The sequence below is a fragment of the Janthinobacterium foliorum genome, from assembly GCF_978021625.1.
The window spans coordinates 121,252-134,069 of the sequence record NZ_CDXDQE010000005.1; the positions used below are offsets into that span (position 1 = coordinate 121,252).

The 12,818-nt window shown below is 58.3% G+C and carries 11 protein-coding genes; 1 reads left to right on the plus strand and 10 read right to left on the minus strand.

What is annotated here, in order from left to right; genetic code table 11:
• Positions 1-9: 9 nt before the first annotated feature.
• From ACZ92H_RS12850 to ACZ92H_RS12880, 7 genes are all read right to left on the minus strand, one after another.
• The gene (locus ACZ92H_RS12850) at positions 10-1,479 is read right to left on the minus strand and encodes a hypothetical protein (protein WP_465049654.1); all 1,470 of its coding nucleotides are present in this window, start codon (positions 1,477-1,479) and stop codon (positions 10-12) included.
• The gene (locus tag ACZ92H_RS12855; RefSeq protein WP_465049655.1) at positions 1,476-7,046 is read right to left on the minus strand and encodes a phage tail length tape measure family protein; all 5,571 of its coding nucleotides are present in this window, start codon (positions 7,044-7,046) and stop codon (positions 1,476-1,478) included. Before ACZ92H_RS12855 ends, ACZ92H_RS12850 begins: the two co-directional genes overlap by 4 nt.
• A gap of 99 nt (positions 7,047-7,145) precedes the next feature.
• Complete coding sequence (locus tag ACZ92H_RS12860; RefSeq protein WP_465049656.1) at positions 7,146-7,484, minus strand: hypothetical protein; 339 nt, start codon at positions 7,482-7,484, stop codon at positions 7,146-7,148.
• Positions 7,485-7,573: 89 nt separating this feature from the next.
• Complete coding sequence (locus ACZ92H_RS12865) at positions 7,574-8,200, minus strand: hypothetical protein (protein ID WP_465049657.1); 627 nt, start codon at positions 8,198-8,200, stop codon at positions 7,574-7,576.
• Positions 8,197-9,198: a BRO-N domain-containing protein gene (locus tag ACZ92H_RS12870; protein WP_465049658.1), complete on the minus strand. Its 1,002-nt coding sequence runs from the start codon at positions 9,196-9,198 to the stop codon at positions 8,197-8,199. Before ACZ92H_RS12870 ends, ACZ92H_RS12865 begins: the two co-directional genes overlap by 4 nt.
• The gene (locus ACZ92H_RS12875) at positions 9,195-9,755 is read right to left on the minus strand and encodes a GIY-YIG nuclease family protein (protein ID WP_465049660.1); all 561 of its coding nucleotides are present in this window, start codon (positions 9,753-9,755) and stop codon (positions 9,195-9,197) included. Before ACZ92H_RS12875 ends, ACZ92H_RS12870 begins: the two co-directional genes overlap by 4 nt.
• On the minus strand, positions 9,745-9,915 hold the full coding sequence (locus ACZ92H_RS12880; protein WP_465049662.1) for an Arc family DNA-binding protein: 171 nt from the start codon (positions 9,913-9,915) through the stop codon (positions 9,745-9,747). Before ACZ92H_RS12880 ends, ACZ92H_RS12875 begins: the two co-directional genes overlap by 11 nt.
• Positions 9,916-10,013: 98 nt before the next feature.
• Here ACZ92H_RS12880 and ACZ92H_RS12885 point away from each other — a divergent pair, with 98 nt between their 5' ends.
• Positions 10,014-10,391, plus strand: a complete 378-nt coding sequence (locus ACZ92H_RS12885) for an Arc family DNA-binding protein (protein WP_465049663.1) — start codon at positions 10,014-10,016, stop codon at positions 10,389-10,391.
• Positions 10,392-10,650: 259 nt separating this feature from the next.
• Here the strand turns inward: ACZ92H_RS12885 and ACZ92H_RS12890 are convergent, their stop codons facing one another.
• The 3 genes from ACZ92H_RS12890 to ACZ92H_RS12900 all read right to left on the minus strand — a co-directional run bounded on the left by ACZ92H_RS12890 (position 10,651) and on the right by ACZ92H_RS12900 (position 12,802).
• Complete coding sequence (locus ACZ92H_RS12890) at positions 10,651-10,920, minus strand: phage tail assembly chaperone (RefSeq protein WP_465049665.1); 270 nt, start codon at positions 10,918-10,920, stop codon at positions 10,651-10,653.
• An 80-nt stretch (positions 10,921-11,000) separates the two neighbouring features.
• Entirely contained in the window at positions 11,001-11,468 is a 468-nt protein-coding gene (locus tag ACZ92H_RS12895; RefSeq protein WP_465049667.1) for a hypothetical protein, read from the minus strand.
• A gap of 131 nt (positions 11,469-11,599) precedes the next feature.
• On the minus strand, positions 11,600-12,802 hold the full coding sequence (locus ACZ92H_RS12900; protein ID WP_465049668.1) for a phage tail tube protein: 1,203 nt from the start codon (positions 12,800-12,802) through the stop codon (positions 11,600-11,602).
• Positions 12,803-12,818: the final 16 nt, after the last annotated feature.

The window sequence follows — 12,818 nt, forward strand, 5'->3', positions numbered from 1 at the left end:
CGATCGCGCTCATACCAGCACGCCCACCGTCACGCGGCCGGCCAGCCAATGATGCGACAGCAGCACCACAACGCCTTGCACGCCTTCCTGCAAGCCGAAACGCTCGTCACGCACCACCACGGGCTGCCCCAGTTCCAGCATCATCATTTCAGGCTCTCCGTCAAATTCATAAATCGTGCGCTGCACCTTGTTCAGGGCCAGGCGCCGCGCCGCCTCCGCTCGCGCATCTTCTTCAGCCTTGAGGCAGGTTTCGATCTGCGGCGGATCGTCCGTCAAGCGGTACCGTGCCCGTACCACCTCATCGACCGCCGTTTCCGTCATCCATTCCGTGGCATACATGTCGGCATGCGCCGGCGGAATGCTGGTGGTCAGGTTGGCCTGAATCGTGTAATTGCGATCAAAGGCGATCTTGACGGCGGCGACCACCGGCAGACGCTGCACCACGTGCAATGAGTCGATCCGCATTTTCTCGGGACCGATCTGCACTGGCACGCCGGTGGCTGGCAGCGCGATCTGCACCAGGCGCAGCTGGCCGGTGCGCGACATCAGCGCCTGGGCGCCGACGCTGGCCGCCAGCTGCTGGATGGCTTGCGCCTGGTTCGTACGGTCCGAAACGTACAGCCCCACCAACTGCGGGTGCGCCGTATCGAACGCGGCCAGATTGGCCAGGTCCAAATCCGCCAGCGTGAAACGATCGACGGCCTTGCCGTAGCCGGTGGCGATGCGCTGCACCAGTGGCGCGATGCGCGGCGCATAGCCGCCACCGTTATCGCCCTGCACGCTGGCGGTGATCGTCGTGGAAAACGGGTCCGTGGTCAGGTTGAAGCGGCCCGCCTGGTCGTTCAGGGCCACGGCAATCGGCTTGCCGTTGGTGCGCACCTCGAACGTCGACTCCACGGCGCCCAGGAAGCCGTACTCCAGCGTCGCCGGGTTGGTCAACAAGGGCGCCACGTTATGGCATTCGCCGAATGGAATGGGCAAGGTGGCGTCCTTGTTGGACGAAGTGCCGCCCAGCTTTGCCTCGGCGATCGGCGTGTCGAGCCGTTGCAGCTTGTCGCGCAAGGACAGGTTGAGCACCTCGCGGCTGGAGCTGCCGATATCGGCCACGATGCCGTCAAACACCAGCCGGAAATCGGCGCGCGGCCAGCGCGGATCACCCGCCCAGGCCTTGATGGAGCGATTGCGCCACACGTCGCCGAGCCAGCTGTCGAGCGCTCCACCGGGATTGGCCAGCTCGATATCGCCTCCTGATAGGCCCGCTTCTTCCGTCAAACTGACCTGTTCAGTAAATACCAGGCCGCCGGTGGCCAGCGGCTGATAGGCGGTGTTGGCTGGCACCTCCGTCAGACGGGTGACATACGGCCGCGAGGAAATGTAGCGCGTCACTTCGCGCCCGGCCACGTTGACCTGGGCCTCGATCAGCACCATATGGATCGCCAGCGGACTTTTCAGCCAGTCCAAAAATTGTGCATCGGTCATTGGGAATACTCTACTTTTCTTGCCCAGGCGGACGCCTTGGCGGATTTATCGACACCGGCCACCACAGTCATGGCTGCGCTGGCGTTCGAGTCGACGGTGGCCTGGATGGTGGCGCCTGTCTGCTTGTCCTGATCGGCGCGCAGGCCTTTTATCTCAGCGGTCTGCGCCTCCAGTCTCGCATTTAAGGCACGTATTTCAGCGACCAGCACATCGGAATCAGCATTTGAAAGAGCCGAATAGCGTATGGGATCAAAAACTACTGGGGCAGGAGCAGAGGACAATGCGACTGGCGCAGCAACCGCTGGTGAACTGGTGAATTGCACTCCCAGCCCGTTCGCTGTGCCCATCGCCGCCTGCAGGTCGGCAATGGCTTGCGCCACCGTCAGCACGCTATCGTTAATGGTGATCAGGCCCGACACCTGGGCCTTGAGCGCGTCCAGGCTGGCCTGCTGCACGTCGACTTGCGCCGAGGCCCACTTGAGCGCTTCATCGTTGGCCGCCACCACGCGGGCGTAATCTGCCGCGTAGCGGGCATCCGCAGCGTTGACCACCTGCGAAGCCGTCAGAAAAGCTTGCTCGGCGGCGGACAGCCCGGATTGCGCTGTCGTGTCGCCGGCATTGGCGGCTGCCAGGGTCTTCTCGAACTGCGCGCGTGCCTCGGCGTATTTCTGCTCCGGCGTCAGCGTCGACTGCGCACCCAGCGCCATGCTGGCGTTCAGGCTGTTGAGGGTGGTCACCCACGACTTCGATTTCTCCAGCGCCGTCTTGGCAGCTGCTGATTCCGTTTCGTAGGCCTTGGCCAGTGCATCCTTGGCCGATACCACGGCCTTGGCCGCCTGAATCTGATCGAACAGCGCACGATTACTTGCATCAAGGGCAGCACGCTGCAGGTCCAGTAACTGCACCGAACTCATGGTGATTTCGTTGAGCTGCTGCTGAAGGTCCTTGCGCTCGCTGAGGATTTCATCTGCAGTTTTGGCGACTACCCCAAACTCATCGCCATATCGCATCAGCTCAACAAACGCTTGGCTCATCGCCATCATCGAGGCGTAGGTTTTCCGGCCCGCGTCAGTGGTGAGATCCTGCGCCAACGCCAACTGCTTAAACTGCTCGATACTGGTTACGTTCGCGCCCTGATTCAAAGGCGTCAGCACCGAATTGATACTGGTGCGTAGCGTTGCCGCCTTTTCAGCATCCGTGAAAAAGTTCTCCAGAAAAAAGCCGCCCTGGGATGTAAATTTATCCAATCCCCCGGACAACTTCAACAGTTCCTCGCGGGCTGCTACAGAGGCCATGCCGACCTGCCCAAAGGACTTATTAAACGAACCTAAAACAGCATCAACAGTGGCGTAATCACTTGCGATACGGACAAGGGTTTCGTACGTGCCTTCACCCGCTGCCTGGAAGTCTTTCAGGCTTCCCATCGCAAATTTAGCCATATCATCCCCAACTTTCGAGAACGCTGCCTCCAACTTCGTTTGCGCTTCCGCGCCAGTCAAGCCTTTCAGGCTGATCAGACCGAGATCCACGACGAAGGTGTCCAGACGGTCATTGAAGGCTGCGCCACTCTGTCCCAGGATGTCTGCTGCCGAGCGAATCGTATCCCCCATGCCTGTGATGATCAACCCGAACTGATTGCTGATGTCGTCATCCAAAGCAGAGGTTTTTATGCCGCTCTTATTGCTATATGTGACACCAAAAGCCTTCTTTTTCGTCTGGACATCTGCATAGGACTGCGCCACAAACGCTCCATCATCGATCCTGCCCAAGCTCATTGCATTCGCGGTCAAGCCCTGATCCTTAACGGATACCGTGGTACCAAAAAGCTTTGACACGGCCTTGCCCAGCACGGCACCAACCAGCGCGCCAGCGGCCATGCCCAACGGGCCGGCAATTGCCCCCATCGCTGTGAGCGTGCCACCCATAGTGCCCATCGTGGCCACACCTGCAAGTGCGCCTCCCAACAGTGCACCGCCATAGGCGCCAGCCCCAGAAAAGGCCGCGGCACCGACAGCGCCACCCAGTGTGCTGGTGCCGGTGGCGACACCACTGGCCGCCACATCAGCCCCATCCGTACGAGCAATCAGCGCGCCCAAGTTGCCGATATTGCTCTCGATATTGCGCAATGACGAGAGCATGGCACTGCTGATTTGCATGTCACGATAGGTATTTCCCTCAACCAGACCCAGGGACTTGGCAATCGATTCGGAGGCAGCCTTGCTATCGCCTAGAATAGATCCCGTGCCAATGGCAGCCTGGCGGTCCTTGACGGTCGTGTCCGAGCCACCGCTGACGCCGCCGATGGCGACGCCGAGCCCAGCAACAATTGCCGCCATGGCCGCCATTCGGGCAAAGGCCGAGTAAGGATCGCCCTCCCCTTGCGTCAGCACGGCATTAATACCCTTGACAACCGTCAATGCCACTTCTGCGGCATGCATTACCTGCGAGGCAGCCGCCATTGCTTGGTAGCCTTTTGAGCCCTCGCTGAAAAAGCCCTGAGCCGCCGTGGTCATATCCGCGTAAGACTTCAGTTGCGCGGTGGTGCCGGAGAGGTGTGCCTGGTTGATAGCATCGATCTTGTCCGGGTTGTCGTCGCTCAGTTTCTTGGCCTCGCGCAGCTCCTTCTGCGCACGTAATTGCCCTGCGACACCTTCACTATAGGCCTTGAACATTTGGCCGATGGCCTTGCCGCCGCTGCCGAATGCCGCGGACAGGCTGTCAGCAATAGATTTGCCAGCGCGGTCCCAGTCCTTGATGGCCTGGTTGGCGAGGTTTTCCATGTGCTTAGCGTCGCTTTGCGCGTCCAGCCCTTGGGCCAGGCGCAAGCGCGCCGCACGCTGGTCTTCCAGATACTTCAGGATTGCAGGTGCTTGCGCCAACTCCAGGTCCGTCGCACCAGCTGCGGCTTGGCCGGCCATGAACTGCTTCTGGTATGCGATGGCCAGGTCAAGCTGCGCCACCGCCTCGCGCTCGATGGAGCCACGCGAGACTTCGCGTCCGTGGTTTGCTTCTTCGATTTTTTGCGCTTCCTGGTTCAAGCCGGAAATATATTTGTTGATGGCTGCATCAGATGCCTCACCGATGGCCTCCTTGCGCAGCATTTCTTCTGCGTTGAGCAACTGGATTGCCCTATCCGATTGCGCCTCGGCAGCCGCGCGCTTGCCGATCAGGTCATTGATCTGCTTGGCATGTCTTGCAGCCTCAGCTTCCGTTGCACTGTGATGCGCGCGCAAAGCGGCAATCTGTACCGTGTAGCCGCCAATTTCCTCGGCGGCGGTAGCTTTTGCATAATCGCGCTTGTTTTTAAAATACTCCTCATCTCCCAAGCGACCGGCGTTGTGGAACATCTCGTTATATTTGGCCAGTTGGTCAATCATGGCCTTTTCCGCATTGACATCATCCTGGACGCGCGCCAAGCGATCCGCCATTTCGGTGTTCTCGACCTGATTGACCTTCGTTGCGGTGGGCTTTTTGGAGAATTCCTTGATGGTGGCAAGGCGGCGCGCCTCGATGGCTTCCGGCGTGATCATCGCTTGAATAAGCGGATCATTCGATTTCAAATCGATGAGCCCTTGCTCAGTCCTCCGGTTTTTCTCCAGTTCGACATTCAGCCGTCCAAGCGACTCTTCTTTGCGCTTATCGTCAGCGGCTTGCATGCGTTGCATGTCATGCATCAGAGCTGATTTTTTCTGGTGCTCATCGCCCTGCGCAATAGCTTGGGCTTCGGCAATATTCAGTTTTTCAACAGCTGCCGTTAATCCCAGGACAATTTTAGTGCGCGTCGCATCCATTTCTGGCGAGATGGTTCCAGGCGCTCGACCAAGGCGAACGTTACTTTCTTCCAGTTGCTGGTCGAAGTGACTCAGGCGGAAACTGTAAGCGTCCACATCCTTGGCTAACGAACCTTTCTTGGCGAAGTCACCGATTGCCGACATAGCCTCGCCAATAGCCTCGGTGACACCATGCCAAGCGGTTGCCACCGATCCGAGATTTTTTACCATCTTCTCGGCACCGTCTTTTGTTGCCTTTGCAAATTCTTCTGTTGCCAGAGCGGATGCTGCCTTTTGCTCCCCTTCTTTTTCCAAGGCGCGAATATGCGCAAAAACTTCGATGGTCAAAAAGTGATAAGTGTCGTCAAGCTTCAGTGCAGCACGAGTAATAGCTTCCGTCGAGCGCGCACCATTGCCCGTCATTTGTACGGCCAGAGATTCGAATTCAGCGATGGTTTTCTTAATGGTACTGCTGCCCGCATGCTCAAGCGCGATGATCGCATCGGAGATGTAAGCAATCTGGTCGCCCGTAAATTTGCCTGTACCGGCCAGTTCCGTGACGACCTTCTTTGCCTCACGAATACTCCCGCCAGCCTCAGTTGCCGCATGTGCCATCTCGTTCAACCTGTCGCTGGTCACGCCGGCATAGTTATTGGTCGAGATCAGGGCATTATTCATTTCGCGCTGCTCGCTGGCGCCTTTAATCATGGCGTAGGCAACCGTGCCCAGTGCGCCCACAAAGGCCAGTGCAGCCAGGCCGGCGGCGCTGAACAGCAGGCCCGCAGCGCCGGTCTGCTCACCTAGCACCATCATCGACCCGCCGAAACGCTGGAATTGCCCCTGGCTCAGCTCATGGGCGAGCACCAGCAGTTCGCGCTTAGCGCTCGCCGATTGAAAACTCAGGCCCTCCATGTGGCCGCCCGCCGACTTCGCGCCGGCGCCGGCCTCGGCCAGCTTATTGATCAGTGGTGAAGCGGCATCGGATACGCCCAACTGGGCTGCACGGTAGGTTTGTAGCTGCTGGGTCGTCATGCCTAGCGTGGCAACCTGGTCTTGCAGGCTTTTGATAAAGCGATCACCTGCCTGGGCGGCGCGGTCCTGCGCACCGGCAGCATCGCGAGCAGCCCGCTCTTCGCGGTGCATCGCATCGATGCTATTGCCCAGGGCTGCCGCCTTGGTCTGAGCTGCGCTGCCCAGGCCCAATTCGGCGGCGCGATAGCGCTCTAGTTCTCCACGCGCCAGGCCGAAGGTGTCAATCTCGCGCTGTAGCTGCACCAGCATCTTGTGATTCGACTCTTCGAGCGTGCGCGCGGCTTCAGCGGCTTGGCGCATGATGCGAGAGGTGTCGTTCATGGCGCCGTTGTAATCGGCCTGCTTTTTCCACGTACGCTCCGTCGCGGCGCCCAGGCTATCAATCCCGGCGGCGGCGGCCTCGCTGCTGCGCCAAACGCCCATCGATGAGCCCATGAAGCCGTCGAGCGTATTGCTGCCGCCGAGGAAGACTGTTCGAATGCGGGTAGTGGTGGCGCCCATGGCGTCGATGGAGGTGGTCGCTGCATCGACTTTTGGCACCAAGCGCGCGCCGGCCTCGCCGATGGCGTCCACGGCCGCAGCGCCTTCAGCGGTTTTCCCCTTCGCGTCAGCACTGGCTTTGCCAAGTTTGTCGATGGCCGTGGTCGCGCTATCAACCTTCTTCTCGACGCCTTCACTCGCCGCACCAAGTCGATCCATCGCCTGAGCACCTTGCTCCAGCTGCCGGGTATCGATTGAAAGGCCAAGTTCAGCAATATCTGGCATAGGTCACCTATAAAAAAACCCGCTCAAGGCGGGCTGAAGTCGCAAAAAAAGCCACCCTAAGGTGGCTGCGGTCGCATGAGTCAGATTTGTCTGCCCAAACTAATAGCTAAAATCTCCTGCTAGGCATTTTTTGTAGCCTATCAAGCGAGCGCTCTTTGAATCTAACTTGACGGTAAATACATGTCTTGCAACGTTTTCGAATAATCGCTCGTTCGCCAACTCTTTCTTTATTTCTTCATCGGTCGGCATCTTGGTCCGCTTTGGCGCATTCTTTTTTCGATAGTCCTTGATATCTTGCTCGGTGCCGCCCGCCTCCATCACTCGGGCATTAGACTCAGCTAATTCCCCGACCATCAGGCAATAGCCATCACTTGGAGACGCCGTAGCGCTGCCAAGACATAAACCACCTACCATAAATGCAAAGAAAAGTTGCCTCACACGTCCTCCTGTTTTCAAGGAGGCAATCTTACACCAGCGCCAATAGCGGCCGGCATTTCTGCGGGCGGCTGCTTTTTATTTCAAATCACTCATTCCAGCTTATCAGGCGGATCATCCAGGTTCAGCTTCAGTTGAAGCTCTTCTCCAAAAACCTCGCGCATCCCCTTTTCCAGCAACGCTCGGTCATGAGGTGTTGCGCTTCCGTCGCCAATTCGCTCACAAATGGGGATCGCTTTATCCAGTCGCTCCAACGTCATGTCGCGGTAATGCTTGGTGCCTGCGATAGCGTTGTTGATCTTGTGGGCAGCTGAGAACAGCATGCCAGTGTGGCTGACCAAATTCAGGGCCGCATGATGCAGCGGCAGCCGGTCGCGGTGGCCGCTCAGCCTCGCACGGGATAGCTCGGCTTCCAGGGCGACCATTCTATCCCAAACCTTGGCCTGCAACTGGTAGCTGTAGCTCATAGCCATCAAGCACGCTTCGCGCTTTGGGAAGTAAAAGCATGGCCGGTCCTGGCCATTGCCGCCGCGATAGACGCCGGAAAATTTTCCGGCGTCCTTGCCGAGTACGCGAGGGACCTTCTTTATAAGGTCTGCATGGTCCAGCTTAGCAAAGGGCTTCCCTTCTTTCGCCTGCTCCTTGCGATCAGCATTGATAAATTCCACCATTTCTAAGCTGGACATGGTGGGCTCGAAATCGCGGATTGGTCCGCTCATGCCGGAACTCCCATCGCCACGAGTTGATGGCCGTAAGCCTCGCGCTCCAGCGGGCTATTCAGATTCGGCGGCCGTCCAAACAGCACGCCCACCCCCTGCTCGCGCTTGTAGGCTTCCAATTCATCAACCAAGGCAGTAAGGCGTTGCTGCCAATTGTCCATCCGCTTCTGAGCGCGAAGATAGCGAGCCAGGCCCTCACTCATCGCCGTAACGCGAATGCGAGCGCCCGAAACGTCATGGCCATCGCGCGCCAACTGGTCCAGCAATTCAACCTCCAGGGCGCGATTACGCGGGTCCATCAGAACCTTCGGCGACAGCATGCCGTCACCGAAGCGCTCGTCTCGGTCATGCGGATCGGCTGCCGCAATAGGATAGTGATAGTTGGCCGGTTGCACCTGCTCTTCGTCAACGATTTCCCAGCTAGCGGGAACGGCTTCCATGAATTCACGGGCAATCGGAAACTGATCGGCGCGCAAATCTTCAATGGCCTCGACATTAAACTTGCGCAGTAGAGCCGAAGTCATATTGCGGAAAGTAGGTTCGATCACCTTGCCGCGATTCATCATGTCGGGAATCTCGTTGACCTTTTCCATAACACGACGTTGGCAAATCTCTTTCAGCACGGCCAGCTGATCGCCGCCGATACGGGCAGGCGCGGCGGCCTGGCGCTGCCGCTCGATCTCGGCATCCAGGATGTTGAGCACCCATACCCGGAAAGCCTTGGCAATCGGCGTTCGGGCAAACATGGCCAACAAGTGCGCACCGCGGAGACTAAACACTCGCAAGGTCTGTTTGCCGCCTGGGGTGCTGAGCTTCATCAGGCGCGTCATGCTATCTGTGAATTCATCGGCGTGGCTGTTGTAGAGCTTCATTAATGCCGCGCCCTTCGACGCGTAACCGAGCATATCTTCGATCTGAGAAATACGCAGCCAGATTTGTCGACCACGAACAACAGGCTTAATCAGGGCACCTTGGAAGCTGAGAGTGATCGCCTTCATTTCAGACTCCCTTCACGAGTGCCGAAACCAGTATTGAATGCATTGTAGGTGGCATCTCGCCGCAACTTTATTTCGCGCATCTCGGCTGCAGTTCGCCGCATCTTGAGGTCAAGGGCCGCAACGAGATCAATGACACCATCATAGGATACGCAGAAGAACTCGCCGTCACTTTCTGCATCTTTCAATGCACTGAGAACTATTTTTTCGTTCTCAACCACGTTGACGTGAGGCTGAGTCACAGCAACCCTTTGAATGGTTATCTTGGTGGATCGGAGTCCTCGAAGAATTGCTTTGAGGCGCTCAGATGGGTCAATTGTACGTCCAACCTTCACCCACCCCGTAGACAGCTGCGCCACATATATGTAACCCATGTCAAACAAGCCTACCTTCGGGCAATTTTTTTTGCTGATTTGAGCTGCGCTACCGCAAAAACTCCATGCTTGAGTATCAACCCTCAATGTAGTACTATCCATCGCGTAAACCCTTTCGTATTGGTTGACATGAGCCCCGAGCGATCCGCCAAGATTGCGTTCGGGGCTTTTTACTTTACTGTACATCGCGTTGCTCGGGACGCTTCTGAGCGCGCAAATTTTCGAGGCACGCTACGATAAAGTTGTTGGTACTGCGGTGATCGTTTGCTGCGGCCTCCACAACCCACTTTTTCAGATCATCAGGCATTCGAAGGCCGAATGGATTGACTTTTTGCTGCGCGCTCATTGGACTCCCCTTGACTGCGTTGTGATAACATCTGTGCTACTACGGTGCTTATACTAGCACCGTAGTAGCACAACTTCAAGATTATTTTTTGGATTTTTATGGCGCGCACAGACCCCCAAGTAAACATTAGAATGCAAGCTGAGCTGAAAGCGCAGCTTGAGGCCGCTGCAGCCTTCTCAGGCAGAAGTCTGAATTCCGAAATTGTCGAACGACTGATGTCGACCTTCGCGACGCCCTCTGTGCAAATATCCTTAAAAACGATAGAAATGCAAAACGGCCTTATTTCCTTACTGGGCAAATATTTAAAAATGATGGCCAGCCTTGCCAAGTCGGGCAATCCGGACAGACTTGAGCAAATACTTCTGATCGAAGCATTGGCAGAGACGCTTGAGCACGGTGATTACGAGGCAAGCGCTGAAGTTACCGGCACAATGCTTGATCTTGCAAATAAGCCAGCGGATAAAAAAATGCGTTGATTTGGATTGTGCAATCCAAATCAAATACCGTCCAAAACGATATTTGGTGAAATACAAAGGGTACCCCAGCCTTGGGGGTACCCTTTCCTTTATTGCCCCACCCTTCTCGCTCGCCACCCAACAACAATACACACCTGACACAACAAAGTCATGCGGAACGGTTCGCACGACTTTTTGATGCTTGTGGTAAGCACACGGCCATCCTATCGATGCAGAGCCGCATTGTCACCCACCCCGATCACTCGAAACTTATGGCAAATCAGGGGTTGGCCTTCGTGTTTTGGTGATAAATAAACAGCGCATCGAGGCGATCGATCACGCCCTCTTCGAACGGATCGAAGCGGACACCGTGGCGCGCCTGCCAGGCCAGTATTTCAGCGCTGGTGAGCGCGTTCACGGCCATGCCGCATTGGCGCTTCTGGTTCAACTGGGTGAACCAGATCCAGATATAGGCCAGCTCGGGCGGCAACTGCGGCAGCGCTGGGGCCTCGGGCGCCCGGTAGAGCGGGTTCTGCCGGGCAGTATCCAAGTGATCGCCCTTGGCATTGCCATCGCCGGCTACTGACGCTCGATCAAACAGGTGATCGGCGTACAGCAGCAGCGCCTGGGTCAGACCTTCAAAAAATTGGCGTCGTTTTCCAGGGCGGCCGTGACGCGATCCTGCCAGGTAGGGTATTTTTCGAACGCCGTGGCGATCAGCGCCTTGTCGAACGGCACTGCCGCGCCGTTGCTGGTGAAGCCGTACCAGTCGACGGCCACGGCCAGCGCCAGGCGCTTCTGGTTGTCATCGATGACGTGCACCAGCTGATCCGCACCTTCGTCCGTCGAGGCATCGATGGCGGTCTTGCGCTTGGCCGACTTCTTGTAGCCTTCGGCGCGCACGGCGTGGCTTTCCTTGCGGTACTCGTCGGAGTTCTTGCCGACGATGCGGATACCGGCTACAGGCTCGCCGTCGACGTCGAAGATCACGGGCACGTCGAAGGTCACGCGCGCGGCTGGCGCGGACAGGTTGGCGATATCGAAACCGACGACGGCCAGGGCTTGAGCGGCGTTCAGGGATGTTTGGGTGGTGTTCATGGGTAATACCTTTCGTGGGTAATAGACAATGCCCGTGCCGGCCGCCGCGCCCACGAAGGCGACAGCGACCAGCCGGTGCTGGGGTTGGCTTGGGCCAAAAAGAAAGCCCGGCGCGCGGCCGGGCAGGAGGGTTACAGGCTTGTGTCCTGGAAGGCCACGGTCGTGGCCTCGTGCTGCGCGTCGGCGCCTTGGTAGCGCAGGATGTCGAAAGCGCACGTGACGATCTTGTTTTTCTCGCCATCATCGACTTTCGCCGAAGTGATCTTGATGCGGCCCATGGCGATCGACATCACCTCGGCAAGCGGCGCCGTGCTGGCCGCCATGGCATAGGCCAGCGACAGTTCGACTTCCTGTTTGAAGTAGTCAATGTATGCCGAGTCCTGCATCAACACCGTGAACTGGCCACTGCCCAGCACCTTGCCGCGCGAGGCGGCCGTGGCGAACTTGGAGCCGATCACGGGATCGATCTTGACCTGGCCATCCAGCGACAGCGACATGCCGGTGCAGATCTGCGACGGGATGCCCGCCACCGACAGCATTGCGGTGGCGCCGGAGAACTTGCCGGTACCGGGCGTGGACGCTGGCGCCGCGAAATACGCCGCCGGCGTCGTCGGGCCTTCCAGCTTGCCCATCAGGGTGAAGTCCATGCTCGTGATGCCGTTCGGCTGAACGGCGATATCGACCTTGCTCACCAGTTGGTCGATGAAGCAACGATTCACGGCGATGCCCGGATCCTGAACTTCCGCAGTGAACCAGTCCGTCGTGTGCCCGGTCAGCGGCGTGAAGCTGCGCTTGCCAGTCGCAGTCACGGTCACCGGATCGGCTTCTACCTTCACCGTCATGGCGCTGCCATCCATGAACTGCCCCGTCAGCTTCAGCGCCGTGGCCGAGGTGACGAAGAAGTTCTTGCCGTTGTTGGCGGCGCCGGTGGTCAGGAAGCCGCCGATGCGCACCACGGTACCGGCGCGGTGGCCGTCGGCCAGCCAGGAGCCAGCGCTGCGCGTCAGACCCGTTGCGCTCGATGCGATGGTATTTTGCGCCGCGGTGGTGCCGCCGGCCGTGAAGTCACGGCGCAGCAGCGCGGCCAGCAGCACGGCGTAGGTGCCGCAGCTGGCCTCGCCCTTGATTGCGCCGGAGGTGCGGAAGTTGCCCAGGCGCGTGTCGCTCTGCTGCTGGCTGGGGTCAATCTCGTTGCTCGAGTACTTGTCAGCGTCCGTGTCGAACGTCGCCGTCACGCGCGGGTAGAGGCGGCCGGCGGCGGCCAGGGACTTCGTGCCTTCCGCTGGTTGCTTGCCGATAACGAGCAGGCTGTCGATGCCGTTTGCAGTGGTCATGGTGTTGATTGCCTTT

Excerpts from the sequence above, each read along its gene's own strand:
- ACZ92H_RS12850 (WP_465049654.1), bottom strand. The coding sequence starts at position 1,479 with ATGACCGATGCACAATTTTTGGACTGGCTGAAAAGTCCGCTGGCGATC.
- ACZ92H_RS12855 (WP_465049655.1), bottom strand. The coding sequence starts at position 7,046 with ATGCCAGATATTGCTGAACTTGGCCTTTCAATCGATACCCGGCAGCTG.
- ACZ92H_RS12865 (WP_465049657.1), bottom strand. The coding sequence starts at position 8,200 with ATGAGCGGACCAATCCGCGATTTCGAGCCCACCATGTCCAGCTTAGAA.
- ACZ92H_RS12870 (WP_465049658.1), bottom strand. The coding sequence starts at position 9,198 with ATGAAGGCGATCACTCTCAGCTTCCAAGGTGCCCTGATTAAGCCTGTT.
- ACZ92H_RS12875 (WP_465049660.1), bottom strand. The coding sequence starts at position 9,755 with ATGTACAGTAAAGTAAAAAGCCCCGAACGCAATCTTGGCGGATCGCTC.
- ACZ92H_RS12880 (WP_465049662.1), bottom strand. The coding sequence starts at position 9,915 with ATGAGCGCGCAGCAAAAAGTCAATCCATTCGGCCTTCGAATGCCTGAT.
- ACZ92H_RS12885 (WP_465049663.1), top strand. The coding sequence starts at position 10,014 with ATGGCGCGCACAGACCCCCAAGTAAACATTAGAATGCAAGCTGAGCTG.
- ACZ92H_RS12895 (WP_465049667.1), bottom strand. The coding sequence starts at position 11,468 with ATGAACACCACCCAAACATCCCTGAACGCCGCTCAAGCCCTGGCCGTC.
- ACZ92H_RS12900 (WP_465049668.1), bottom strand. The coding sequence starts at position 12,802 with ATGACCACTGCAAACGGCATCGACAGCCTGCTCGTTATCGGCAAGCAA.